The following is a 26,190-nucleotide window of genomic DNA, read 5'->3' as shown; positions in this document are numbered from 1 at the left end:
TATGCACGACGTTCTGGAGATCCTGGCGGTCCTGGTCCTGGCGATCGGAGCGGTGCTCTCCGTCGCCGCGATCACCACCGGGTGGATCGCGCCGGGCCGCGGGCGGGCCAAGGTGCTGCGGCCCCGCGTGTGGGGCTACGGCACCCTGGTCGCCATGGCCGGGATCGGCACGTATCTGTTCGTCGGCCCGCTTCAGGGACCTGACATGGGCAACTTCCCGGTCGCGATGAGTGGCATGGCCGTGTTCGCCGCGGGGCTGTACATCCAGCGGCAGGCCATGAAGCCGGCTAGGAAGACCTCCTCCTGATCTTCGAGCCCAGCCACACCAGCGGGTCGTACTTGCGGTCGACGGCCCTTTCCTTCAGGGGAATCAGCGCGTTGTCCGTGATCTTGATGCCCTCGGGGCAGACCTCCGTGCAGCACTTGGTGATGTTGCAGTAGCCGAGACCGTGCTCGTCCTGGGCCGTCTTCTTGCGGTCCAGGCCGGACTCCTCGGCCGCGTCCAGCGGGTGCATGTCCAGTTCGGCCACCCGCATCAGAAAGCGCGGGCCCGCGAACGCCGTCTTGTTCTCCTCGTGGTCGCGGACGACATGGCAGGTGTCCTGGCACAGGAAGCACTCGATGCACTTGCGGAACTCCTGCGAGCGGTCCACGTCCTCCTGCATCATCCGGTACTCGCCCGGCCCGAGCTCGGGCGGCGGCACGAACGCCGGGACCTCGCGCGCCTTCTGGTAGTTGAAGCCGACGTTCGTGACCAGGTCCCGGACCACGGGGAAGGCCCGCAGCGGGGTGACGGTGATCGTCTCCTCCGGAGTGAACACCGACATGCGGGTCATGCACATCAGCCGGGGCCGCCCGTTGATCTCCGCGGAGCAGGAACCGCACTTGCCCGCCTTGCAGTTCCAGCGGACGGCGAGATCGGGCGCCTGGGTGGCCTGGAGGCGGTGGATGATGTCCAGCACCACCTCGCCGTCGTTGACCTCGACCTTGAAGTCCTCCAGGTCCCCGCCCTTCACATCACCCCGCCACACCTTGAAGTGGGCCGTGTAGCCGCTCATTCGTACAGCTCCTCTTCGGCGAGGTACTTGACCAGCTCCTCCTTGTCGAAGAGGGCGAGCAGGTCGGCGCGGATGGGGTCGGTGGTCTCGCGGGTCAGGTCGATCTGGCCCCGGACGGGGTCGGTCGCCGCCAACCCGCCCGTGGGGTCGGTCAGTTGGCACAGCAGGTTGATCCGGCGCCACCCACGGTCCATCGTCGGATGGTCCTCGCGGGTGTGGCCGCCGCGCGACTCGGTCCGCTCCAGCGCGGCCCGCGCCACACACTCGCTGACCAGCAGCATGTTCCTGAGGTCCAGCGCGAGGTGCCAGCCCGGGTTGAACTGCCGGTGCCCCTCCACCCCGGCCCGCCGGGCCCGTACCCGAAGATCCCCCAGCTTCTCCAGGGCCTGCTCCATCTCGCCCTCGCGGCGGATGATGCCGACCAGGTCGTTCATCGCCTGCTGGAGCTCCTGGTGCAGGGTGTACGGGTTCTCCGGAGGGCCTACGGCGGGCTCCGCGCCCTCCGCCGAGAACGGCCGCAGCGCCTCGGCCGCCGCCGCGTCGACCTGGACCTCGTCCACGGGCGGACGGTCCGCCGCGAGCCCGGTCGCGTACTCGGCCGCGTGCCAGCCCGCCCGGCGACCGAACACCAGCAGGTCGGAGAGGGAGTTGCCGCCGAGCCGGTTCGAGCCGTGCATGCCGCCGGCCACCTCACCGGCCGCGAACAGCCCAGGCACCCCGCGCGCCGCCGCCGTGTCCGACTCGACCGCGATACCGCCCATCACGTAGTGACAGGTCGGCCCGACCTCCATCGGCTCGGCCGTGATGTCGACGTCGGCCAGCTCCTTGAACTGGTGGTACATGGACGGCAGCCGCCGCCGGATGACCTCGGCGGGCATCCGGGTCGAGACGTCCAGGAAGACCCCGCCGTGCGGGGAGCCCCGGCCGGCCTTCACCTCGGAGTTGATCGCGCGGGCCACCTCGTCGCGGGGGAGCAGCTCGGGCGGGCGCCGGTTGTTGTCCGGGTCCTCGTACCAGCGGTCGCCCTCCTCCTCCGACTGGGCGTACTTCTCCTTGAAGACGTCGGGGATGTAGTCGAACATGAACCGCTTGCCCTCGGAGTTCCTGAGCACCCCGCCGTCACCGCGGACCGACTCGGTGACGAGGATGCCCTTCACCGACGGCGGCCAGACCATGCCGGTCGGGTGGAACTGCACGAACTCCATGTTCAGCAGGGGAGCTCCGGCCAGCAGCGCCAGCGCGTGCCCGTCCCCCGTGTACTCCCACGAGTTCGACGTCACCTTGAAGGACTTGCCGATGCCACCGGTCGCGATCACGACGGCCGGGGCTTCCAGGACGAAGAAACGGCCGGTCTCGCGGTCGTAGGCGAAGACACCGGAGATCCGTGATCCGTCCTTCAGCACCCGGGTGACCGTGCACTCCTGGTAGACCTTCAGCCGGGACTCGTAGTCGCCGGTCTCCTTGTGGTCCTCCTGCTGGAGCGAGACGATCTTCTGCTGGAGCGTGCGGATCAGTTCCAGGCCCGTGCGGTCGCCGACGTGGGCGAGGCGCGGGTACTCATGGCCGCCGAAGTTGCGCTGCGAGATCCGGCCGTCCTTCGTACGGTCGAACAGGGCGCCCCAGGTCTCCAGCTCCCAGACCCGGTCCGGGGCCTCCTGGGCGTGCAGTTCGGCCATCCGCCACTGGTTGAGGAACTTCCCGCCGCGCATGGTGTCGCGGAAGTGGACCTGCCAGTTGTCGTGCGCGTTGGCGTTGCCCATGCTGGCCGCGATGCCGCCCTCGGCCATCACCGTGTGCGCCTTGCCGAACAGTGACTTGCAGATCACGGCCGTACGGGCGCCGCGCTCTCGGGCCTCGATGGCGGCGCGGAGACCGGCACCCCCGGCGCCCACCACGACGACGTCCCACTCCTGCCGGTCGACCACGGACATCAGAAAAACCTCGGATCGTCGAAAGCGCCGGAGGCGACCAGATACACGTAGAAGTCGGCGAGCGCCACGCTCACCAGCGACGCCCAGGCGAGCTGCATGTGCCGGGCGTTGAGCCGCCCGACGAACTGCCACGCCTTGTAGCGCACGGGGTGCTTGGAGAAGTGCTTGAGCTTGCCGCCGACGATGTGCCGGCAGGAGTGGCACGAGATCGTGTACGCCCAGATCAGCACGATGTTGACCAGGAAGACGAGGGTGCCGAGGCCCATGTGCCCCCACTCGTACCGCTCGTTGCGGAACGAGAGCACGGTGTCGTAGGTCAGGATCCCGGCGACCACGATCGCGGCGTAGAAGAAGTACCGGTGGATGTTCTGCAGGATCAGCGGGAAGCGGGTCTCGCCGGTGTACTTCTTGTGCGGCTCGGCCACCGCGCAGGCCGGCGGGGACGCCCAGAAGCCCCGGTAGTAGGCCTTGCGGTAGTAGTAGCAGGTCAGGCGGAAGCCGAGCGGGAAGATCAGGATGATGATCGCGGGGGAGATGCCCCACCAGCTGCCGAAGATCTCCCAGTTGGGGCCGTGGCGCATGGGTTCGCAGCGCTCGGCCAGACAGGGGGAGTAGAACGGCGAGACATACGGGGCCGCGTAGTAGTCCGTGTCGGCGAAGGCCCGCCAGGTCGAGTACACGATGAAGGCGAGCAGCCCGGCGGCGGTGACCGCCGGAGCCAGCCACCAGCGGTCGGTGCGCAGGTGCGGGGCGTCGATCGCGGCGCGCGTACCGGTGCGTACGCCGCCGCGGGCGCTATGGGATTCGGTGTCGGGAGGTTCCGTACCAGTGGCCAACGCTTGACTCCGGTCGGGTTCAGGGGGCTCGCCGGTCGCGGGCGCCGAGTCCCTCGTCGTCCGAGTCCGTCCACAGGGTGTTGTCGTACGGGGTGTCGGAGATGGAGACGAGATCCGGGCGGCGCGCCTTGGCGAGCGCCGGGTCGGTCTCCTTCAGCAGCGCGAGGCTCTCGCGCAGCCGGTCGGCGTCGATCCGCACACGGCGCATCTCCAGACCGCTGCTGCCCAGCTGCTGCTCAAGGCGCTTGACGTACCTGAGCACCTCGTCGAGCGCGCGCTGCGCCGCTGCCAGTTCGTCGTTCACGGACATGACGTGACCTCACTTCCGTGGGCGGGGATGCCCTGGACGGGAACGGTCATGCGCCTGCGAGTGTTGCGCGTCACACCAGCCGGTGTGAAGGGACGTGCACGGATTGGCGGATCGTGAGCCTCCGTGCGCGCCCCTCGTGCGCCGTCGATTGCGCCGCACGGGTGGGCTTCCCGGTCGTTGTCGCCGTGTCGCCGTCCGTTGCCGAACCCTTTCCTCTTCAGTGGCCGCATACATGTGATCAGCTCCATATACCGCCAAAAGTGATCATAACGCCCGCGGCTCCCGGAGGTAAGCAGAGATGTCCAACGACGGCGTCGGACCGAGGCCTCCTCGGCACTCTCCCACCTGCTCGGCCCTGCGGGCGGACGGCGGGAGAGTGCCGAGAAGGCCTGGCGCGGTCACGCGCTCGGTCGTCTTCCTGACCGCGGGCGCGCTCGCGGTGACCGCGCTCTCCGGGTGCAGCTCCGAGGAGAAGAAGAGCAAGCCCCTCGCCGCGCAGGACATCGCGCCCGCCGCCCGCAACCGGGTCGCCGACGGCGGCACCCTGCACTGGGCCGTGGACGCCGTACCCGAGACCCTGAACACCTTCCAGTCGGACGCGGACGCGACCACCACCACCGTCGCCCAGGCGGTCCTGCCGTCGATGTACCGGCTCGACGCGAACGGGCGGCCGCAGGTCCACCCCGACTACCTGGAGTCGGCGAAGGTCGTCGAGACCGGGCCCAAGCAGGTCGTGCTCTACAAGCTGAACCAGCAGGCGGTGTGGAGCGACGGCCGGGAGATCGGCGCCGCCGACTTCGCCGCGCAGTGGCGCGCCCTGTCCGGCAAGGACTCCGCGTACTGGACCGCCCGCAACGCCGGCTACGACCGCATCGAGAAGATCGAACGCGGCGCCAACGACCTGGAGGTCCGGGTCACCTTCGCGCGGCCGTACGCCGACTGGCGCTCGCTGTTCTCACCGCTGTACCCGAAGGACGTCATGGGCACCCCGGACTCCTTCAACGACTCCGCCCGCAAGAAACTCAAGGTCACCGCCGGTCCCTTCACCCTGAAGAAGGTCGACCGCAAGGACGACGAGGTCATCCTCACCCGCAGTCCGCGCTGGTGGGGTCACCCGGCCAAGCTGGACCAGATCGTGCTCCGCGCCGTCCCGCGCGACAAGCGGGCCACCGCGCTGGCCGCCGGTGAGATCGAGCTCGCCGATGTCGACTCCGAGGCCCTCGGCCGCATCGGCCTCGCCGCCCGCGCGGGAGCCAAGCCCGGCAGCAGCCCGCTCGCGGGCCCGGGCCGACTCCCCGCGCACGGCTCCGGCAGCAACCTGAGCGCCGCCGACGCGCTGCGCTCCTGGGCCGTCGCCCACAGCGACGACGAGGAGGCCGCCGACGAGGAGCTCAGCGCCCAACAGAAGGAGCGCAGGGCGGTCGCCGCCTACAAGCGTGAGCAGGCGGCCCTGAAGGGCTTCGAGGTCCGCAGGTCCCTGGAGCCCGCCTACACCCAGCTCGCCCTCAACGGTGCCTCCGGCCCGCTCGCCGACGAGCGGGTCCGACGGGCCGTGGCCCGCGCGATCGACCGCAAGGCGCTGGCCCGCGTCGTCCTCTCCCCGCTCGGGCTGCCCGCCGTGCCCCTCGGCAGCCACCTCGCCCTCTCCGGCCAGGACGCCTACGCCGACAACAGCGGCGCGCTCGGCGGTCAGGACACCGAGGAGGCCCAGGCACTTCTCACGGACGCCGGGTGGGTGGCCGGCGGCAAGGTCGAGAAGGAGAAGAAGGAGAAGAAGAAGGGCGGGAAGGCCGCGGGGGCCAAGGGCAGGAAGGCCGGGCAGGACTCCGAGAAGGAGGAAGACGGGACGTACGTCGTCGGCGAGGACGACAAGGGCGACGACAAGGACCCCAAGGACCACCACAAGGTCGGGGACGGTCCGCGGCAGCTCGCTCAGGACGCCAAGCAGTACGCCAACGGGCTGAGGCAGGGCGGCGCTCCCGGGGCCTACGCCCCCAAGGGCACGGCGGCTCCGGCGGGCGCGGCGACGAAGCTGCTGGCCAAGAACGGCAAGGCGCTCGCGCTGCGGTTCGTGCTGCCGTCGGGGCCCGGGTCCGGGACGCTGCGGACGGTGGCCGGGCGGATCTCCTCGATGCTGGAGAAGGTCGGTATCCGGACGGAGATCTCCAAGGTCTCCGACGAGAGCTACTTCAAGGACCACATCGCGTCCGGGGAGTACGACCTCGCGTTGTACTCCTGGCCCACGTCCGCGTTCCCCGCCACCGACGCCCGCCCGATCTTCGCGAAGCCGGTGCCGGCCGCGGACGGCTCGCTGAACGTCGAGCAGAACTACACACGGGTCGGCACCGACCAGGTGGACCAGCTCTTCGACCAGGCCGTCGCCACGCTCGACGAGGGCAAGAGCCGCAGCCTGATCCGCAAGGCCGATTCACGGATCTGGGCCGCCGCCGGCTCCATCCCGCTGTATCAGCGGCCTCAGCTGACCGCCGCGAAGAAGGACGTGGTCAACGCCGGTGCCTTCGGTTTCCAGACGCCCGTCTACGAGGACATGGGCTTCCTGAAGAAGGGCGGGAAAGCCTCGGTCCGGCCGTCCGGAGACTGAGCCCGGCGAGCCCCCGCCCGGGAGGCAACGTACGATGGGGTGAGGCCGTGGCGTGTCAAGCCCGGCAGGCCCGCGTCACACGGACGTTCGTAGCAGGGCCTTCTCACCACTTGGGAGTACGCCGCAATATGGCCACGCGCCACGACATCCGCAATGTCGCCATCGTCGCCCACGTCGACCACGGCAAGACGACTCTTGTCGACGCCATGCTGAAGCAGGCCGGTGCCTTCGCCGCGCACGCCGCCGAGTCGCTCGACGACCGCATGATGGACTCGAACGACCTGGAGCGTGAGAAGGGCATCACGATCCTGGCCAAGAACACGGCCGTGAAGTACCACCCGAAGGATGGCGGCGACGTCATCACCATCAACATCATCGACACCCCGGGCCACGCCGACTTCGGTGGCGAGGTCGAGCGCGGTCTGTCGATGGTGGACGCGGTGGTCCTGCTGGTCGACGCCTCCGAGGGGCCGCTGCCGCAGACCCGCTTCGTGCTGCGCAAGGCGCTTCAGCAGCGCCTGCCGGTCATCCTGTGCATCAACAAGACCGACCGCCCGGACTCCCGGATCGACGAGGTCGTCAACGAGACGTACGACCTCTTCCTGGACCTGGACGCGGACGAGGAGCAGATCGAGTTCCCCATCGTCTACGCGTGTGCGCGTGACGGTGTCGCCTCGCTGACCAAGCCGGAGAACGGCACGGTCCCGGCGGACAGCGACAGCCTGGAGCCGTTCTTCTCCACGATCCTGTCGCACGTCCCGGCCCCGGAGTACGACGAGACGGCCCCCCTCCAGGCGCACGTCACCAACCTGGACGCCGACAACTTCCTCGGCCGTATCGCGCTCCTCCGCGTCGAGCAGGGCGAGCTGCGCAAGGGCCAGACCGTCACCTGGATCAAGCGCGACGGCACGATGTCCAACGTGCGCATCACCGAGCTGCTGATGACCGAGGCGCTCACCCGCAAGCCCGCCGAGATGGCCGGCCCCGGTGACATCTGTGCCGTCGCCGGTATCCCGGACATCATGATCGGCGAGACCCTCGCCGACCCGGAGAACCCGATCCCGCTGCCGCTCATCACGGTCGACGAGCCGGCCATCTCGATGACCATCGGTACGAACACCTCGCCGCTGGTCGGCCGGGGCGGCACCGGCAAGGGTGCCTCGGCCAAGGCCGCGGTGAAGGACCGCAAGGTGACCGCCCGCCAGGTCAAGGACCGTCTCGACCGCGAGCTGATCGGCAACGTCTCCCTCCGCGTGCTCGACACCGAGCGCCCGGACGCCTGGGAGGTCCAGGGCCGTGGTGAGCTCGCGCTGGCCATCCTGGTCGAGCAGATGCGCCGTGAGGGCTTCGAGCTGACGATCGGCAAGCCGCAGGTCGTCACCAAGATCGTCGACGGCAAGGTGTACGAGCCCGTCGAGCGCATGACGATCGACGTCCCCGAGGAGCACATGGGCGCGGTCACGCAGCTCATGGGCGTCCGCAAGGGCCGTATGGACAACATGTCGAACCACGGCTCCGGTTGGGTCCGTATGGAGTTCGTCGTGCCGTCCCGCGGCCTGATCGGCTTCCGTACGGAGTTCCTGACCGGTACCCGTGGCACGGGTATCGCCCACTCCATCCACGAGGGCCACGAGCCGTGGTTCGGCACCCTGACGACCCGTAACAACGGCTCGCTGGTCGCCGACCGCGCCGGTGCCGTCACCGCCTTCGCGATGACGAACCTCCAGGAGCGCGGTGTGCTGTTCACCGACCCGGGCACCGAGGTGTACGAGGGCATGATCGTCGGCGAGAACTCGCGTTCCGACGACATGGACGTGAACATCACCAAGGAGAAGAAGCTCACGAACATGCGGTCGGCCTCGGCCGACTCGTTCGAGGCGATCGTCCCGCCGCGCAAGCTCTCCCTGGAGCAGTCCCTGGAGTTCTGCCGCGACGACGAGTGCGTCGAGGTGACTCCGGAAGCGGTCCGCATCCGTAAGGTCAACCTGGACGCCCGCGAGCGCGCCCGCGCCGCGAGCCGCGCCAAGCACGGCTGATCCCACCGCCGGCGACCGTCGGCAGCCCGGTTCTCCGACACTCGGGGAACCGGGCCTCAGGCGTGCCTGCCGATACCTGTCCGTGACCTATGAGTGACCGTCCGGATATCGGTAATGCGCCCAGGTGTTTCGGACATGTGAACAGAAATCCATTGCGGTATGTCCGTTTTGACGGTCTGTCGGTTCACGTGTCAAGCGCGCCCAGGTGTCAATCTTTGCAATTTTTCCTCAAAATATGGTCGGTAGGGAGATCCCTATGCCTTCCGCCCTTGACGCGCGTTGAACACTTTGGCGAAAGTTCCCCCAAACCACAGAACCTGCCGGTATCTGTGCTGCGCTCAACTCTCCAACCCCCCGGGGGAAGTACACACATGACCAGTCCAGTCGCCTTGGACCCCGAGCTCGAGACGGACGCCGAGCCTGTCAAGGGCGAGCAGAAGCTCGAGGGTCGTTCTCCCGGCCAGTTGATGTGGCAGCGCTTCAAGCGTGACCGTACCGGTGTCATCTGCGCCGTGGTAGTGATTTTGTACTTCGTGGTCGCGCTGGCCGCGCCGCTGCTGGTCAAGCTGAGCGGGACCGACCCGTACACGCTGTACGGGCAGGACCCGACCTACGCCGACAAGCCGGTCCTGGACCAGTTCGGGCTGCCCCTGGGCTACTTCGGCGGCGTCTCGGGCGACCACTGGTTCGGTGTGGAGCCGCAGTTCGGCCGTGACCTGTTCGCCATGCTCATGTACGGCATGCGGACGTCCCTGTTCATGGCACTCGGTGTGACGGTCCTGCTGATGGTCACGGGCGTGATCATCGGTCTGATCGGCGGGTACTTCGGTGGTCGTACCGACTACTGGATCGGTCGGGTCACCGACTTCTTCCTGTCCTTCCCCCAGCAGCTGTTCTTCATCGCCTTCATGCCCGTGGTCACCGCGTTCTTCGTCGACCCGCGGGAGGATACCCCCACGTACTTCCGCGCACTGGCGATGCTGATCGTGCTGTGGCTGCTGGGCTGGATGGGTATGGCGCGTCTGGTCCGCTCCACCGTGCTGTCCCTGCGTGAGAGGGAGTTCGTCGAGGCCGCCAAGGTCTCCGGCGCCTCCCCCTGGCGGATCGTCCGCAAGGAGATCCTGCCGAACGTGGTGACGCCGATCCTGGTGCAGTTCACGTACTCGCTGCCCAGCACCATCCTCACCATCGCCTTCCTTTCCTTCGCCGGAGTCGGGTTCGTCGAGCCGACTCCGGACTGGGGACGACTGTTCGCCGCCGCTGCCAAGTACACCGAGCAGGACCCGGCGTTCCTCTTCTTCCCCGGCACGGCGCTGGTGATCTTCGTTCTGGCCTTCAACCTCCTCGGAGACTCGGTCCGGGACGCTTTCGACCCCAAGTCCGGGCGGTAACTCGTCCATTGGTGGGGGGTGACTGCCGCCCCCGCGTCGGCCTACCAGCCGCGTCAGGCAGTACTCATGGATAACAACCGACAGGTAGGTATTCGCCTCATGAAGCCCATCAGCTCGCGCAGAGCGCGCGCCGTCATCGTCGCCCTCGCGGCCGGTTCCCTGGCCCTCACGGCCTGCTCCAAGAACGAGGGCGGCGACTCCGGTACCGACTCGAAGAAGGACCAGAGCGAGGCGTCGGTCCAGTCGAAGGCGGTCACCTACGCCGACGCCGCGGGCTCGACGGGTCCTGCCGAGGAGGTGGCCGGCGCCAAGTCCGGTGGCACGATCAACGTGTACCAGGAGGCGGGCCTCTCGCACCTGGACCCGGGCCAGATCTACGTCTCCGACGCCGGCCAGGTCGCCAACCTGCTCTTCCGTCGCCTGACGCAGTTCAAGGAGGACGGCAAGGGCGGCGTCTCGGTCGTGGGCGACCTCGCCACCGACTCCGGCCAGTCCTCCGACGGCGGCAAGACCTGGACCTTCAAGCTGAAGGACGGCATCAAGGACGCCAACGGCGCCGCCATCACGTCTGCCGACATCCGCCACACGGTCGAGCGCCAGTTCGCGAAGTTCATCTTCGACGGCCCGCCCTACCTCCAGACCTGGCTCGCCGGCAGCAAGTACGCCTCCGACTACCGCAAGCTCCTGCCGGGCGGCGGCTTCGACGGCAAGCACCTGCCGGCCTCGGTCCTGGACACCCCGGACGACAAGACGGTCGTCTTCCACTTCGACCAGGCCCGCCCGGACCTGCCGCAGACGCTGGCCATGGCCGGCTACGCCGTCGTCCCGGAGAAGACGGACACCAAGGAGAAGTACGACAAGGCCCCTGTCGCCACCGGTCCGTACAAGGTTGCCTCGTACAAGATCGGCAAGGAGCTCGTGCTCGAGAAGAACACGAACTGGGACCCCAAGACCGACTCCGTCCGTCACCAGTACCCGAACGGCTTCGACTTCCAGTTCGGCATCACCGAGTCCACCCAGACCAAGCGTCTGATCGCCGACCAGGGCGAGGACAAGAGCGCCATCCAGCTCACCGGCGGCGTCGAGGCCACGCAGATCCAGGACGTCATCGGCAACGCGGCCGTCAGCAAGCGCACGGTCAAGGGCTACCAGCCCTACGTCATGCAGCTGACCTTCAACCTGACCCGCATGAAGGACCTGAAGGTCCGTCAGGCCATCACCTACGCGGTCAACTCCAAGTCGCTCATCGCGGGTGAGGGCGGCGCCTACGGCGGCGACGTGGCCCCGAACTACTTCGCCCCGACCCTGCCGGGCTACGAGGCGAACTACGACCCGTACGGCCGTCTGAAGACGCCGCAGGGCAACATCGCGAAGGCCAAGGAGATCCTCAAGTCCGTCCCGGCGGCCGAGAAGAAGGTCGTCTTCGCCTACGCCAACAGCGAGAACGGCCAGAAGCGCAAGGTCGCCATCGAGGACGCCCTGACCAAGGTCGGCTTCAGCGTCGTCTCCAAGGAGGTCGACGCGGCGAGCTACTACGAGCAGATCGGCAAGCTCGACAACCCGTACGACATGTACATCTCGGGCTGGGGCCAGGACTGGCCGTCGCCGGGCACGGTCATCACGCCCGTCTACGACGGCGCTCAGGTGACCGACGGTTCGCCGAACTACTCCCACGTCAAGGACGCCACGGTCGACGGCCTGATCAAGAAGGCCCTCGCCGAGGACCCGACCGCGGCCGCCAAGACCTGGAAGGAAGCCCAGCACTACCTGCTGGAGAAGATCGTCCCGGCTGCCCCGCTCTGGTACACCAAGCAGTTCCAGCTCTCCGGGTCGAGCATCGGCGGCGCCCGCTACGGCTCGGTGTCCAGCCTCATCGACATCAACCGCCTGTACGTGAAGTCGTAACTCTCTACGGCTGAACGCGGGGGTGCGCACCAGGCGGAGCGCACCCCCGCACCTCCGTGAAACCTCCCACCGTCTCCGCAGAGAGCAGCCCTCCCGCCATGTTTCAGTTCATCATCCGGCGCACGGTCGGTGCCCTGGTCACCCTGTTCCTCATCGGCGCCGCCACGTTCTTCCTGTTCGTCGCCGCGCCCTCCGACTACGCCTCCCTGGCCTGTGGCAAGGACTGCTCCCCCGCGAGACTGGAGGACATCCGCCAGGCACTCGGCCTCAACCTGCCGATCCACCAGCAGTTCTGGGACTTCATGTCCGGCATCGTGGTCGGCCGTGACTACCCGACCGGGCACTGCAGCGCGCCCTGCCTCGGACAGTCGTTCTACTCGGGCGACATGGTCTGGTCGACGATCATGGACCGCTTCCCGACGACCCTCACGCTCACCGCGGGCGGTGCGATCGTCTTCGTCATCGTCGGTGTGGGCGCCGGCATGATCGCCGCCTACCGGCGCGGAACACTGGTCGACAAGATCGCCACCGGTGTGTCCATGGTGCTCAGTTCGTTCCAGATCTACGTGCTCGGGCCGATCGTCCTGCTGATCTTCGTGTACAGCACCGGCTGGATGGACAACCCGGCGTACCACCCGATCACCGATGACCCCTGGAAGTGGTTCACCGGCTTGCTGCTGCCCACGCTGGTGATGGCCACCATCTTCACCGCGCAGTACACCCGTATGGCCCGCTCCTCGATGATCGAGCAGCTCGCGGAGGAGCACGTCCGTACCGCCCGCGCCAAGGGCATGTCGAACAGGTACGTCTTCTTCCGCTACGCCTGGCGCGGTTCGATGATCCCGATCGTCACGGTCCTCGGCATCGACATCAGCTCGATGCTCGGCGGCGCCGTGGTCACCGAGCTGACCTTCTCGCTCCAGGGGATCGGCCGTCTCGCCGTGGACGGCGCGGTCCACAAGGACCTGCCGCTCACCATGGGCGTCATGCTGTTCGGTGCCTTCTTCATCCTGATCGTCAACATCCTCACCGACATCGCGTACGCCTACATCGACCCGCGCGTCCGGCTCTCCTAGGAAGAACGAACCACCGTGACCACACTGACCAAGACCGAGGACGCGCCGGCCCCGACCGGTCCGGAGAGCTTCCTCTCGGTGCGTGATCTGAAGGTGCAGTTCTCCACCGAGGACGGCATCGTCAAGGCGGTCGACGGCCTCTCCTTCGACGTCGAGCGCGGCAAGACCCTGGGCATCGTCGGCGAGTCCGGCTCCGGCAAGTCCGTCACCAACCTGACGATCCTGGGCCTGCACAACCCGCGCTCCAGCTCCGTCGACGGCGAGATCGTCCTCGACGGCAAGGAACTCGTCACCGCCACCGAGCGGGAGCTGGAGCAGCTCCGCGGCAACAAGATGGCGATGATCTTCCAGGACCCGCTGACCGCCCTGTCGCCGTTCTACACGGTGGGCCGGCAGCTGGCCGAGCCGTTCATGAAGCACCGGGGCGCCTCCAAGTCGGAGGCCAAGGACCGTGCCGTCCAGCTGCTGGAGAAGGTCGGCATCCCGCAGCCCAAGCAGCGCTACGACGACTACCCGCACCAGTTCTCCGGCGGTATGCGCCAGCGCGCGATGATCGCCATGGCACTGATGTGCGACCCCGACCTGCTGATCGCCGACGAGCCGACCACCGCACTGGACGTCACCGTGCAGGCCCAGATCCTGGACCTGCTCAAGGACCTCCAGCAGGAGTTCGGCTCCGCGATCATCTTCATCACGCACGACCTCGGCGTCATCTCGAACATGGCCGACGACCTGCTGGTGATGTACGCGGGCCGGGCCGTGGAACGCGGTTCCGTCCGGGAGGTCCTGGGCGCGCCGAAGCACCCCTACACCTGGGGCCTGCTGAGCTCGATGCCTCGCCTGGACGGCGACATCAACGAGGCGCTGGAGCCGATCCCCGGCTCGCCGCCCTCGCTGCTCAACCCGCCCTCCGGCTGCCCGTTCCACCCGCGGTGCGCCTTCAAGGACGAGGTGCCGGGCACGCTGTGCACCGACTCCCGCCCGCCGCTGGGCGAGGGGCGCGCCTCCGCGTGCCACCTGACGGCCGAGCAGAAGCAGACCATCTTCATCGACAAGATCCAGCCCCGGCTGCGCTAGGGAGATCCGAGACATGAGCGACAACCTCACCCTCCCCGCCCAGCAGGGTCCCACCGGTACCTCGACCGAGGAACTCCTGAAGGTCGAGGGCCTGACCAAGCACTTCCCGATCTACGGCGGCTTCCCGATCAAACGCAAAGTCGGCGCCGTTCAGGCCGTCGACGGGGTCGACCTGACGGTCGGCGTCGGCGAGAGCGTCGGCCTGGTCGGCGAGTCCGGCTGCGGCAAGTCGACGACGGGCCGGCTGATCACGCGGCTCCTGGAGCCGACGGCCGGCAAGATCACGTACTCCGGTCAGGACATCACGCACGCCTCACGCCGTCAGCTGGCGCCGGTGCGGTCCGAGATCCAGATGATCTTCCAGGACCCGTACTCCTCGCTGAACCCGCGGCAGACCGTCGGCTCGATCATCAAGTCGCCGATGGAGGTCAACGGGATCCAGCCGGAGGGCGGCCTGGAGACGCGGGTCCGGGAGCTCCTCGAGCTGGTCGGCCTCAACCCCGAGCACTACAACCGCTTCCCGCACGAGTTCTCCGGCGGTCAGCGTCAGCGCATCGGCGTGGCCCGGGCGCTGGCCCTCCAGCCCAAGCTGATCGTGGCGGACGAGCCGGTGTCCGCGCTGGACGTGTCGATCCAGGCGCAGGTCGTCAACCTGCTCAAGAAGGTCCAGGACGAGCTGGGGATCGCCTTCCTGTTCATCGCCCACGACCTGGCCGTCGTACGGCACTTCTCGCAGCGCGTGGCGGTCATGTACCTCGGCAAGATCGTCGAGGTCGGCGACCGGGAGTCGATCTACAACCGGCCCCGGCACCCGTACACGCACGCCCTGCTCTCCGCGGTGCCCGAGGTCGACATCGACGGCACGGGTGCGAGCCGCGAGCGGATCCGCCTGTCCGGCGACGTCCCCTCGCCGATCCTGCCGCCGTCCGGCTGCCGCTTCCGCACCCGGTGCTGGAAGGCGCAGGACAAGTGCGCCACGGACGAGCCGCCGCTGGTCCAGATCTCCGGCAACAAGGTCGGCCACCTCACGGCCTGCCACTTCCCGGAGGACCCGACCACGGATGCCCGTGACGAGGACGTGATCATGGACCCGGCGCTGAAGGCGCTGGAGGACGTGAAGGACGAGGCGCCGGCCAAGGACTGACGCCCCTTGCAGAACCCCCGGCCGGGGGCGGAGGCACCGCGCCTCCGCCCCCGGCCGCCGTTTCCCCCCTGGCCTACGGTGAAGGCGACCGCGGGAGAGGACTCCGCCTGGGCCCAGCAGCGCCTCGAGCTGCCGACGGCGGGACCTGGCGACCCCCTGTTTACAGGCAGCTGAGTCCGGCGGCGCCTGGACCCACTGGAGGCCTGGCCTGGCGGCCCCTGACTCACCGGGCCCCCTGACCCTTAGGCCCCTTGGCTCCCGGCAGCTTGGTCTGTGGGCGCCGTGGTTCCGTGGCTCTGGGTAGTCCGGCGACCCGACCCCTTGCCGTCGGCACGCTGACTCACCGGCCCCTTGGCCCCCGGCAACTTGGCCCTCCGGCAACTTGGCTCCCGGCAGCTTGGTCTGTGGGCGCCGTGGTTCCGTGGCTCTGGGTAGTCCGGCGACCCGACCCCTTGCCGTCGGCACGCTGACTCACCGGCCCCTTGGCCCCCGGCAACTTGGCCCTCCGGCAACTTGGCTCCCGGCGGCTTGGTCTGTGGGCGCCGTGGTTCCGTGGCTCCTGGTACTCCGACGCACCGACCCCCTGGCCTCCCCGGCAACCTGACCCACCGGCAGCCCGGCTCACGGGCACTTTGGCCTGGTGCCATCTGACGTCCCGGCCCCCTGACCTGATCGGCTCGGCCCCCGCGCACCCCCCAAAGGCCTACCCAGGCGTGCGGAATGACCCTTTCGGTTCGATATTGGCCGGTAACGGATCAGTCTTGAGGAGGCACTCCATGCGTGGAGCCACGCACGCCAAATGGGCCGCATGCGCGGCGGCGGTAGCCCTCGCGGCGACGGCCTGCGGCAGTGGGGACAGCGGCAGCGGCAGCGGCAGCAGTGACGGCGGCGCGGTGCTGAGCTCCTCCTGGGGCGACCCGCAGAACCCGTTGGAGCCGGCCAACACCAACGAGGTGCAGGGCGGCAAGGTCCTCGACATGATCTTCCGGAGCCTGAAGAAGTACAACCCGGAGACCGGCAAGGCCGAGGACATGCTCGCCGAGAAGATCGACACGACCGACTCGCAGAACTTCACGATCACGGTCAAGAGCGGCTGGACCTTCAGCAACGGCGAGAAGGTCACCGCCAAGTCGTTCGTGGACGCCTGGAACTACGGGGCCTCCCTCAAGAACAACCAGAAGAACGCCTACTTCTTCGGCTACATCGACGGATACGACAAGACGCACCCGGAGGACGGCAGCAAGCAGAGCGCCGACACCCTCTCCGGACTGAAGGTCACCGGCGAGCAGACCTTCACCGTCAAGCTCAACCAGAAGTTCTCGACCTTCCCCGACACCCTCGGCTACCCCGCCTACGCCCCGCTCCCGCAGGCGTTCTTCAACGACCACGCGTCCTGGCTGCAGAAGCCCGTCGGGAACGGGCCGTACACCATCGACTCGTACACCAAGGGCTCGCAGATGGCCCTGAAGAAGTGGGACGCCTACCCCGGCCCGGACAAGGCCCAGAACGGCGGGGTGACCCTCAAGGTCTACACCGACAACAACACCGCCTACACCGACCTCCTGGCCGGCAACCTCGACCTGGTGGACGACGTCCCGGCCGCCCAGCTCAAGAACGCCAAGGCCGACCTCGGCGACCGCTACATCAACACCCCGGCCGGCATCATCCAGACCCTCGCCTTCCCGTTCTACGACAAGAAGTGGAACGCGGCCGGGATGGAGAAGGTCCGCACCGGCCTCTCCCGGGCGATCAACCGCGACCAGATCACCGAGACGATCTTCCAGAAGACCCGCACCCCCGCCACCGACTGGACCTCCCCGGTCCTCGGCAAGGAGGGCGGCTTCCAGGACGGACTGTGCGGGGACGCCTGCGACTACGACCCCGCCGCGGCCAAGAAGCTCATCCAGGAGGGCGGCGGACTCCCCGGCGGTCAGATCAAGATCACGTACAACGCGGACACCGGCTCCCACAAGCAGTGGGTCGACGCCGTCTGCAACTCCATCAACAACGCGCTCGACAACGACAAGGCCTGCGTCGGCAACCCCGTCGGCACCTTCGCCGACTTCCGCAGCCAGATCACCGCGAAGAAGATGAGCGGCCCCTTCCGGGCGGGCTGGCAGATGGACTACCCGCTCATCCAGAACTTCCTCCAGCCGCTCTACTACACCAACGCCTCCTCCAACGACGGCAAGTGGTCCAACAAGGACTTCGACAAGCTCGTCAACGAGGCCAACGCCGAGACCGACACCACCAAGGCGGTGGAGAAGTTCCAGGCGGCCGAGAAGGTCGTACGGGACAACATGGCCGCCATCCCGCTCTGGTACCAGAACGGCAGCGCCGGCTACTCGGAGCGGCTCTCGAACGTGAAGCTCAACCCGTTCAGCGTCCCCGTCTACAACGAGATCAAGGTCGGCTGACCCCGCCATGGGACGGTACGTCGTCCGGCGTCTGCTCCAGATGATCCCGGTGTTCATCGGGTCGACGCTGCTGATCTTCCTCATGGTGGACGTGATGGGCGACCCCATCGCGGGTCTGTGCGGCGACAAGCAGTGCGACGCGGCGACGTCCGCCCAGCTCAAGAAGGAGTTCGGCCTCGACAAGCCGGTCTGGCAGCAGTACCTGACCTACATGGGGCACGTCTTCACCGGCGACTTCGGCACCGCGTTCAACGGCCAGAAGGTCACCGAGCTGATGGCGACGTCGTTCCCCGTGACCATCCGGCTGACGATCGTCGCGATCCTCATCGAGATCGTCATCGGCATCACCCTGGGCGTGATCACCGGACTCAAGCGCGGCCGGCCCGTCGACACCTCGGTCCTCCTGCTCACCCTCGTCGTGATCTCCGTCCCCACCTTCGTCACCGGCCTGCTGCTCCAACTCCTCCTCGGTGTCCAGTGGGGCTGGATCAAACCCTCGGTGTCCACGGAGGCCGGCTTCGGCGAGTTGCTCGTGCCGGGCCTGGTCCTCGCGTCCGTGTCACTGGCGTACGTGACCCGGCTGACCCGCACGTCGATCGCGGAGAACCGGCGCTCGGACTACGTCCGTACGGCGGTGGCCAAGGGTCTGCCGAGACAGCGGGTCATCGTGAGGCATCTGCTCCGCAACTCGCTCATCCCCGTGGTCACCTTCATCGGCACCGACATCGGCGCCCTGATGGGCGGTGCGATCGTCACCGAGCGCATCTTCAACATCCACGGCGTCGGCTACCAGCTCTACCAGGGCATCCTGCGCCAGAACACCCAGACCGTGGTCGGCTTCGTCACCGTCCTCGTCCTGGTCTTCCTGGTCGCCAACCTGCTCGTCGACCTCCTGTACGCCGTCCTCGACCCCAGGATCCGCTATGCCTGAATCCCAGGAACAAGAGGGAGCCATCGCCGGGACCGGAGCGGGCGGTGCGATGGATCTCGCGGTGAGTGAGGCGACCACCCTGGAGAAGGGCCCCGACGACACGACCCCTCTGGACAAACCCCGCTCCCTCTGGTCCGACGCCTGGCGGGACCTGCGCCGCAACCCCGTCTTCATCATCTCGGCCCTGGTGATCATCTTCCTGGTCGTCATCTCCCTGTGGCCCTCGCTCATCACCTCGGGCAACCCCCTCAAGTGCGACCTCTCCAAGGCACAGGAGGGCTCCCAGCCGGGCCATCCCTTCGGCTACGACGGCCAGGGCTGCGACGTCTACACGCGCACGGTGTACGGCGCCCGTACGTCGGTGACGGTGGGCGTCTGCGCCACGCTGGGCGTCGCGATCCTCGGGTCGGTCCTCGGAGGCCTCGCCGGGTTCTTCGGAGGCTTCTCGGACTCGATCCTGTCCCGCACCACCGACATCTTCTTCGCGATCCCGGTGGTCCTCGGCGGCCTGGTGCTCCTGTCGGTCGTCACGAGCAGCACGGTGTGGCCGGTCATCGGGTTCATGGTGCTGCTGGGCTGGCCGCAGATCTCCCGCATCGCGCGCGGCTCGGTGATCACCGCCCGACAGAATGACTACGTACAGGCGGCCAGGGCCCTCGGCGCCTCCAACTCCCGCCTGCTGCTGCGCCACATCGCGCCGAACGCGGTCGCCCCGGTGATCGTGGTCGCGACCATCGCGCTCGGCACCTACATCGCCCTGGAGGCGACCCTGTCGTACCTCGGCGTGGGCCTCAAACCCCCCACGGTCAGCTGGGGCATCGACATCTCCGCGGCCTCCGCCTACATCCGCAACGCCCCCCACATGCTCCTCTGGCCGGCCGGAGCCCTCGCGATCACGGTTCTCGCCTTCATCATGCTCGGCGACGCGGTCCGCGACGCCCTCGACCCGAAGCTGAGGTGAGCGGACGTGGTGCCGAGCGCGCGTGAGAGCAGCGGCAGTGCGGCCCGGCGGACCTTCCGCCCGCACCATGTCGTCCTGCCCGGCGGCGCCGCACCGCCGAGGCCTGTGGCAGTGGCCTCCTGCGACCGCACCGAGCGGGAGGGCCGGGGTCCGGTCGCGGTGTGGCGGGGTGCGGCTGCCGGAGTCGTCGTCCGTCCCGCCACGCTCCTTTCGTCCCCCTCATGTCCGGCGCTGCGCCATCCGCGACGCCTCGACCCGGAGCCGAGGCGTGTGGCAGTGGCCTCCTGCGACCGCACCGAGCGGGAGGGCCGGGGTCCGGTCGCGGTGTGGCGGGGTGCGGCTGCCCAGGTTGTTGTCCGTCGCGCCACGTCCTTCCCGCCCCCGTTTTTTCCTGTGCGGCGCCATCCGCGACGCCCCGACCCGAAGCCGAGGTGAGTCGCCGTGCTGCTCGAAGTGCGTGATCTGCATGTGGAGTTCAGGACCAGGGACGGGGTCGCCAAGGCGGTCAACGGGGTCGACTACGGCGTGGACGAGGGCGAGACCCTCGCCGTGCTCGGGGAGTCGGGGTCCGGGAAGTCGGTGACCGCGCAGGCGATCATGGGGATCCTCGACATTCCTCCAGGGAAGATCACCGGCGGCGAGATCCTCTTCCAGGGGCAGGACCTGCTGAAGCTGAAGGAGGACGAGCGGCGCAAGGTCCGTGGTGCCCGGATGGCGATGATCTTCCAGGACGCGCTGTCGTCGCTGAATCCCGTACTGAGCGTCGGAGACCAGCTCGGCGAGATGTTCGTCGTGCACCGCGGGATGTCGAAGAAGGACGCCCGGGCCAGGGCCGTCGAGCTGATGGACCGGGTGCGCATCCCGGCCGCCAAGGAGCGGGTGAGGGACTATCCGCACCAGTTCTCCGGCGGCATGCGCCAGCGCATCATGATCGCGATGGCGCTCGCCCTGGAACCCGAGCTGATCATCGCCGACGAACCGACGACCGCGCTCGACGTCACTGTCCAGGCCCAGGTGATGGACCTGCTCGCCGAACTCCAGCGCGAGTACAACATGGGGCTCATCCTCATCACCCACGACCTCGGTGTCGTCGCGGACGTGGCCGACCGGATCGCCGTCATGTACGCCGGACGGATCGTCGAGCAGGCCCCCGTGCACGACATCTACAAGGCGCCGGCCCACCCCTACACCCGCGGACTCCTCGACTCCATTCCCCGTCTCGATCAGAAGGGGCAGGAGCTGTACGCCATCAAGGGACTGCCGCCCAACCTGATGCACATCCCGCCGGGTTGCGCGTTCAACCCCCGGTGCCCGATGGCCCGGGACATCTGCCGCACGGACGTACCGCCTCTGTACGACGTCGACGACAGGCGGACGAGTGCCTGTCACTTCTGGACGGAGTGCCTCAATGGTTGAGCCGATCCTGGAAGTGAGTGGACTGGTCAAGCATTATCCCTTGACGCGGGGCATTCTGTTCAAGAAACACGTCGGTGCCGTCAAGGCCGTCGACGGTGTGGACTTCGCCCTCGACAAGGGAGAGACCCTCGGCATCGTCGGGGAGTCCGGCTGCGGCAAGTCGACCGTGGCCAAGATGCTCGTCAATCTCGAGCGGCCGACCGCAGGGGTGATCAAGTACAAGGGCGAGGACATCACCAAGCTCTCCGGCAAGGCGCTCAAGTCGGTCCGCCGCAACATCCAGATGGTCTTCCAGGACCCGTACACCTCGCTCAACCCCCGTATGACGGTCGGCGACATCATCGGGGAGCCGTACGACATCCACCCCGAGGTGGCCCCCAAGGGAGACCGGCGCAGGAAGGTCCAGGACCTGCTGGACGTCGTGGGCCTCAACCCCGAGTACATCAACCGCTATCCGCACCAGTTCTCCGGCGGTCAGCGCCAACGCATCGGCATCGCGCGCGGACTGGCCCTGCGCCCGGAGGTCATCGTCGCCGACGAACCGGTCTCCGCCCTCGACGTCTCCGTCCAGGCCCAGGTGATCAACCTCCTCGACCGGCTCCAGAGCGAGTTCGAGCTGTCGTACCTCTTCATCGCGCACGACCTGTCGATCGTCCGGCACATCTCGGACCGGGTCGGGGTGATGTACCTCGGGCGGATCGTCGAGATCGGCCGGGACGCCGAGATCTACGACCATCCGACGCACCCCTACACCCAGGCGCTGCTGTCCGCCGTGCCGTTGCCCGACCCGGAGGCCCGCGAGCGCCGGGAGCGGATCATCCTCACGGGTGACGTCCCGTCCCCGACGAACATCCCGTCCGGGTGCCGCTTCCGTACCCGTTGCTGGAAGGCCCAGGAGCGGTGCGCGCTGGAGGTCCCCGCGCTGGCGGTGCCCGCGGAGTTCCGGTTCGCGGGCGGGCCGGCGGCACACGACTCGGCGTGCCACTTCGCGGAGGAGAAGCAGGTCGTCACGACCAAGGAGCCGGAGTAACACGGAGGCAACTTGACCGACCCGGTTCCGATATACGGACACGTCAGTCTCTACGACGTACGGCCGTGCGGGTGCCGTAAGCGGGCCGGGACGCGCCATGTCGTCCCGGCCCGCTGCTGTTCCTACGCCATCCCCAACGACCGCTTCAGGAAGTCCAGCTGAAGCCGCAGCAGGTTCTCCGCGACCGTCTCCTGCGGGGTCATGTGGGTCACACCGGACAGTGGCAGCACCTCGTGCGGGCGGCCGGCGGCCAGCAGGGCCGAGGACAGGCGCAGGGAGTGGGCGACCACCACGTTGTCGTCCGCGAGGCCGTGGATGATCATCATCGGGCGGTGCGGCTCGGCCGCGTCGACCAGGCCCTCGTCGTCGACCAGCGAGTTGCGTCGGTAGACCGCCGGCTGCTCGTCCGGGTGGCCGAGGTAGCGCTCCTGGTAGTGGGTGTCGTACAGGCGCAGATCGGTGACAGGGGCGCCGACCACCGCCGCGTGGAAGACGTCGGGCCGGCGCAGCACCGCGAGGGCCGCCAGGTAGCCGCCGAAGGACCAGCCGCGGATCCCGACCCGGGAGAGGTCGAGAGGGAAGTCCCCGGCGAGCGCCTGGAGCGCGTCCACCTGGTCCTGGAGGACGACCGCCGCGAGGTCGTCCCGGACCGCCTTCTCCCAGGCGGGGGAGCGGCCCGGGGTGCCCCGGCCGTCGGCCACGACCACCGCGAATCCCTGGTCGGCGAACCACTGCGAGGTCAGGTGCGGATGATGCGCGGCGACCACCCGCTGTCCGTGCGGACCCCCGTACGGGTCCAGCAAAACCGGAAGGGGGCTGTCACCGGCGTAGTCCTGCGGCATAAGCACGGCGCACGGGATCTTTCGTGCGCCCCCCTCGACGAGGGTCACGCGCGGGGTCAAACCGGGATCTTCTGCGTACGACGTGACAGTCGCCGTCTCCTTGCCGTCGCGCAGTACCCGCACGCGGGCGCCCGGCCGGTCGAGGGCCGCCGACACCAGCACGGTCACGCCCCCGGCGCGCACCGCCGAATGCACGCCGGGCTCCTGCGAGACGCGCTCCACCCCGAGCTCGTTCACCCGGTAGACGTGCACCTCGCCGGTCTCCGGTGACGCGGCCTCCGCACCGGCCGACGCCGAGACCAGCACGTCGTCCTCGGTCACGTCCAGCACCGCGCGGACGTGCAACTGCGGTCCCGTCAGCGGGCGTTCACCTACCGCGAGCACCCGCGCGCCACCCTCGTCGACGATCCGCACGAGCTGTCCCGAAGGGCTCCAACAAGGCACCCCGGGGAAAAGATCCAGCCAAATTGGATCTTCGTCCGCGTGCACCATCCGGGTCGCTCCGGACTCCGGATCCACCGCGAGATACAGCTGACTGCGCTGGTCGCGCGCCTGTACGAGCAGCAGCGGGGCGCCCGCCGCTGACCAGTGCACATGGGCCAGATACGGATAGCGCCCCCGGTCCCAGGAGACCTCGGTGCGGGCCCCGTCCAGGGCCAGCACGAACAGCCGTACGTCCGCGTTGGAGGTGCCCGCGGCCGGGTACGGGACGTGGTGTGGATCACGGTCCGGGTGGGCCGGGTCGGAGATCCACCAGCGCCGCACCGGCGTGTCGTCCACGCGCGCGACCAGCAGCCGGTCCGACTGCGGCGACCACCAGAAGCCCCGTGACCGGCCCATCTCCTCGGCCGCGATGAACTCCGCGAGACCGTAGGTGACGTGATCCGACTCCGGGACGGCCAGCGCCCGGTCCCCCTCGCCCTCGGCGCCCACGACCCTCAGGGCGCCCTGGGCGACGTACGCGACGTGCCGTCCGTCGGGGGCCGGGCGCGGGTCGATCACCGGGCCGGGGACGGGCAGTTCACGTGCGGTGCCGGCCCGCAGCTCGGCCGTGAAAAGCCGCCCTGACAAGGCGAAAGAGGCCAACTCGACGGCTGCGTCGGTGGCGTGGCCGACGATGCCGGCACCGCCCTCGCGGCTGCGTTCGCGGCGCGCCCGCTCCTCGGGCGAGAGGTGCTCCTCGGCGCCGCCCAGGAGGGCGCGCGGGTCGGCCGCGACGCGCTCCCCGCCGTCCGCCGTGTCGAGCACCCACAGTGAATTGGCCCGGTCCGTACCGGAGTTCGAGCGCAGGAACACGACACGCGATCCGTCGGGCGCCACGGTGAACGCGCGCGGCGCGCCGAGCGTGAAGCGCTGGGTACGGGCGTGCCGGCGGGGGAAGGAGTCAGGCTCGGTCGTCATGCCCCGACCATATTGGCCATGCGCCCCCTTGTGCGGCCGTGCGCCGACGGATGCGCAGGCCCGGATAGTTATGATCACTACCGCATAGTGGGTATGAATCCGCTGGCTGCTGTATGGATTTATCTGCCCCCCTGGTCCGACCCCCCGCGCTCTTGGGATCTTTGGAGGTGAGCCGCCGTGGCACTCTCAATTTCGGCGGTAGTGCTGCTGGCGATCATCGTCTTCTTGTTGGTGAAGAAGTCGGGACTGAAGGGCGGGCACGCCGTCGTGTGCATCCTGCTCGGCTTCTATCTCGCCGCCTCTTCGATCGCACCGACGATCAGCGAGCTGACGACCAACATCGCGGGCATGATCGGCAGTATCAAGTTCTGACCCCACTGCGACGACCCGGCTGAGCGGGACTGTCGGTGGCTCCTCGTAGGGTGGGGCCATGACGGAACAGCCCGCTCGGCGTCTTCTCCTGGTGCACGCGCACCCGGACGACGAGTCGATCAACAACGGCGCGACCATGGCCAGGTACGCGGCAGAGGGCGCCCGGGTGACCCTGGTCACCTGCACCCTCGGCGAGCGTGGCGAGGTCATCCCGCCGGAGCTCCGGCATCTGACCGGCGCCGGCCTCGCTCAGGAGCGTGAGCGCGAGCTGGCCGCGGCCATGGAGCGACTGGGCGTCGAGGACTTCGGTTTCCTCGGCGGCCGCGGCCGGTACCAGGACTCCGGGATGATGGGCACCGCCGACAACGACAACCCGCACTGCTTCTGGCGGGCCGACGTCGACGAGGCGGCCCGCCATCTCGTCGAGGTGATCCTGGAGGTGCGTCCCCAGGTCCTCGTCACCTATGACGAGAACGGCGGATACGGCCACCCCGACCACATCCAGGCCCACCGGGTCGCCATGCGCGCGGTGGAGCTCGCCGCGGAGGCGGGCTGGACGATCGAGAAGGTCTACTGGAACCGCGTACCGCGGGCGGTCGGCGAGCAGGCGTTCGCCCGGCTCCACGACGACCTGCCCGGCCTCCCCTTCGCCAAGGCCGCCGTCCTCGACGACGTACCGGGTGTGGTGGACGACGAGCGCATCACCACGGAGATCGACGGCACGGCGTACGCCGCCGCCAAAAGCGCCGCGATGGCCGCGCACGCGACCCAGATCGATGTGTCGGGGGCGTACTTCGCGCTCTCGAACGAACTCGCGCAGCCTCTCTTCACCACCGAGTACTACCAATGGGTGAGCGGGGAACACGGAGAGACGAGGGAGACCGACCTGTTCTCCGGGATCGAGGGCGCGTCATGAGCGACCGTACGTCGATGCTGGCCCAGCCGCTGCAGCGCCCCTCTGCCGGACGGGCCGCCGCCTACCTCGGCCTTTTCGTGCTCGGCGCGGTCGTGGGGCTCGCCGGAGCGCTGGTGCAGGGCGGCTGGTTCCCGGGCGGGCTGCTGCTCGCTCTGCTCGGCGAGGCCGGACTGCTGCTCGGCGGAGCGCGCGCCGCCGACAGCCGCGCCGGAGCCGTCGCGCCCGCGGGCGGCTGGATGATCGCCGTCATCTTTCTCACCGCCAGCCGTCCGGAAGGCGACTTCGTCTTCGCCGCAGGAAGCGGCTCCTACCTCTTCCTGCTCGGTGGCATGGCTGTGGCTGTGATCTGCGCCACCCTTGGGCGAGGGCGGCAACCGGGCGGCGCCCCCGTCCGACTTGGCAAGTGACGTACCACTTCTTCGCATCGCGCGCGTGCGAGTCCCGTGTGGGTTTCCTCAGCGGTCGTGGGATACAGGCCAGAAGTGGCCAGTATGGTGGTGCGCGCCGCCGAGCCGCCCGAAGCACTGAGGTCGAAACG

General features: G+C 68.5%; 21 protein-coding genes. 16 read left to right on the top strand and 5 right to left on the bottom strand.

All coding sequences use genetic code 11. The features are described from left to right. Nucleotide 1: 1 nt before the first annotated feature. Nucleotides 2-307, top strand: a complete 306-nt coding sequence (locus OG841_RS16940; RefSeq protein ID WP_371565935.1) for a hypothetical protein — start codon at nt 2-4, stop codon at nt 305-307. Here OG841_RS16940 and OG841_RS16935 read toward each other — a convergent pair. From OG841_RS16935 to OG841_RS16920, 4 genes are read right to left on the bottom strand one after another with little or no spacing between them, the layout of a single operon-like run. After that, nucleotides 288-1,058 (bottom strand): succinate dehydrogenase/fumarate reductase iron-sulfur subunit, encoded by a 771-nt coding sequence (locus tag OG841_RS16935; protein ID WP_307078489.1) that lies wholly within the window; start codon nt 1,056-1,058, stop codon nt 288-290. The genes OG841_RS16940 and OG841_RS16935 overlap by 20 nt on opposite strands. Continuing rightward, nucleotides 1,055-2,989, bottom strand: a complete 1,935-nt coding sequence (locus OG841_RS16930; RefSeq protein WP_371565933.1) for a fumarate reductase/succinate dehydrogenase flavoprotein subunit — start codon at nt 2,987-2,989, stop codon at nt 1,055-1,057. The genes OG841_RS16935 and OG841_RS16930 overlap by 4 nt, the downstream gene beginning before the upstream one ends. After that, complete coding sequence (locus OG841_RS16925) at nt 2,989-3,825, bottom strand: hypothetical protein (RefSeq protein WP_328640718.1); 837 nt, start codon at nt 3,823-3,825, stop codon at nt 2,989-2,991. The genes OG841_RS16930 and OG841_RS16925 overlap by 1 nt, the downstream gene beginning before the upstream one ends. Before the next feature lie 19 nt (nt 3,826-3,844). After that, a complete protein-coding gene (locus tag OG841_RS16920) occupies nt 3,845-4,135 on the bottom strand; it encodes a hypothetical protein (protein WP_266559898.1) in 291 nt (96 codons plus the stop codon). Between the two features lie 298 nt (nt 4,136-4,433). Here OG841_RS16920 and OG841_RS16915 point away from each other — a divergent pair, with 298 nt between their 5' ends. The 12 genes from OG841_RS16915 to OG841_RS16860 all read left to right on the top strand — a co-directional run bounded on the left by OG841_RS16915 (nt 4,434) and on the right by OG841_RS16860 (nt 22,121). After that, a complete protein-coding gene (locus OG841_RS16915; RefSeq protein ID WP_371565930.1) occupies nt 4,434-6,737 on the top strand; it encodes an ABC transporter family substrate-binding protein in 2,304 nt (767 codons plus the stop codon). Nucleotides 6,738-6,865: 128 nt separating this feature from the next. Beyond that, a complete protein-coding gene (gene typA / locus OG841_RS16910; protein WP_059204600.1) occupies nt 6,866-8,773 on the top strand; it encodes a translational GTPase TypA in 1,908 nt (635 codons plus the stop codon). Nucleotides 8,774-9,144: 371 nt separating this feature from the next. Beyond that, nucleotides 9,145-10,164 carry an ABC transporter permease gene (locus OG841_RS16905; protein ID WP_328640720.1) on the top strand — a complete coding sequence of 340 codons (1,020 nt, stop codon included), beginning with the start codon at nt 9,145-9,147 and terminating at the stop codon, nt 10,162-10,164. A 99-nt stretch (nt 10,165-10,263) separates the two neighbouring features. Continuing rightward, on the top strand, nt 10,264-12,069 hold the full coding sequence (locus OG841_RS16900) for an ABC transporter substrate-binding protein (RefSeq protein WP_328640721.1): 1,806 nt from the start codon (nt 10,264-10,266) through the stop codon (nt 12,067-12,069). A gap of 98 nt (nt 12,070-12,167) precedes the next feature. Then, complete coding sequence (locus OG841_RS16895; protein ID WP_328640722.1) at nt 12,168-13,145, top strand: ABC transporter permease; 978 nt, start codon at nt 12,168-12,170, stop codon at nt 13,143-13,145. A gap of 15 nt (nt 13,146-13,160) precedes the next feature. After that, the gene (locus tag OG841_RS16890) at nt 13,161-14,222 is read left to right on the top strand and encodes an ABC transporter ATP-binding protein (protein ID WP_328640723.1); all 1,062 of its coding nucleotides are present in this window, start codon (nt 13,161-13,163) and stop codon (nt 14,220-14,222) included. Between the two features lie 13 nt (nt 14,223-14,235). After that, nucleotides 14,236-15,366 carry an ABC transporter ATP-binding protein gene (locus OG841_RS16885; protein ID WP_328640724.1) on the top strand — a complete coding sequence of 377 codons (1,131 nt, stop codon included), beginning with the start codon at nt 14,236-14,238 and terminating at the stop codon, nt 15,364-15,366. Between the two features lie 776 nt (nt 15,367-16,142). Continuing rightward, nucleotides 16,143-17,783 carry a peptide ABC transporter substrate-binding protein gene (locus OG841_RS16880; protein WP_328640725.1) on the top strand — a complete coding sequence of 547 codons (1,641 nt, stop codon included), beginning with the start codon at nt 16,143-16,145 and terminating at the stop codon, nt 17,781-17,783. 7 nt (nt 17,784-17,790) lie between these two features. Continuing rightward, on the top strand, nt 17,791-18,714 hold the full coding sequence (locus OG841_RS16875) for an ABC transporter permease (RefSeq protein WP_328640726.1): 924 nt from the start codon (nt 17,791-17,793) through the stop codon (nt 18,712-18,714). Continuing rightward, a complete protein-coding gene (locus OG841_RS16870; RefSeq protein WP_057610030.1) occupies nt 18,707-19,675 on the top strand; it encodes an ABC transporter permease in 969 nt (322 codons plus the stop codon). Before OG841_RS16875 ends, OG841_RS16870 begins: the two co-directional genes overlap by 8 nt. A gap of 441 nt (nt 19,676-20,116) precedes the next feature. Continuing rightward, nucleotides 20,117-21,091 carry an ABC transporter ATP-binding protein gene (locus OG841_RS16865; protein ID WP_328640727.1) on the top strand — a complete coding sequence of 325 codons (975 nt, stop codon included), beginning with the start codon at nt 20,117-20,119 and terminating at the stop codon, nt 21,089-21,091. After that, nucleotides 21,084-22,121 carry an ABC transporter ATP-binding protein gene (locus OG841_RS16860; RefSeq protein ID WP_328640728.1) on the top strand — a complete coding sequence of 346 codons (1,038 nt, stop codon included), beginning with the start codon at nt 21,084-21,086 and terminating at the stop codon, nt 22,119-22,121. The genes OG841_RS16865 and OG841_RS16860 overlap by 8 nt, the downstream gene beginning before the upstream one ends. A gap of 122 nt (nt 22,122-22,243) precedes the next feature. On the opposite strand, the gene OG841_RS16855 is transcribed toward OG841_RS16860, so the two are convergent. After that, a complete protein-coding gene (locus OG841_RS16855) occupies nt 22,244-24,364 on the bottom strand; it encodes a S9 family peptidase (protein ID WP_328640729.1) in 2,121 nt (706 codons plus the stop codon). 177 nt (nt 24,365-24,541) lie between these two features. On the opposite strand from OG841_RS16855, the gene OG841_RS16850 reads away from it, so the two are divergent. From OG841_RS16850 to OG841_RS16840, 3 genes are read left to right on the top strand one after another with little or no spacing between them, the layout of a single operon-like run. Next, nucleotides 24,542-24,736: a hypothetical protein gene (locus OG841_RS16850; protein ID WP_007384493.1), complete on the top strand. Its 195-nt coding sequence runs from the start codon at nt 24,542-24,544 to the stop codon at nt 24,734-24,736. Nucleotides 24,737-24,794: 58 nt separating this feature from the next. Beyond that, nucleotides 24,795-25,652, top strand: coding sequence for an N-acetyl-1-D-myo-inositol-2-amino-2-deoxy-alpha-D-glucopyranoside deacetylase (gene mshB, locus OG841_RS16845; protein WP_328640739.1), 858 nt, complete (start codon nt 24,795-24,797; stop codon nt 25,650-25,652). Further along, nucleotides 25,649-26,059 carry a DUF6113 family protein gene (locus tag OG841_RS16840; protein ID WP_328640740.1) on the top strand — a complete coding sequence of 137 codons (411 nt, stop codon included), beginning with the start codon at nt 25,649-25,651 and terminating at the stop codon, nt 26,057-26,059. The genes mshB and OG841_RS16840 overlap by 4 nt, the downstream gene beginning before the upstream one ends. The last annotated feature ends 131 nt before the right edge of the window (nt 26,060-26,190 follow it).

This window comes from Streptomyces canus, from assembly GCF_041435015.1.
Classification (GTDB): Bacteria; Actinomycetota; Actinomycetes; order Streptomycetales; family Streptomycetaceae; genus Streptomyces; species Streptomyces canus_G.
Note: the sequence above shows the minus strand (reverse complement) of the source record. Positions and strands in the feature narration are given on the sequence as shown.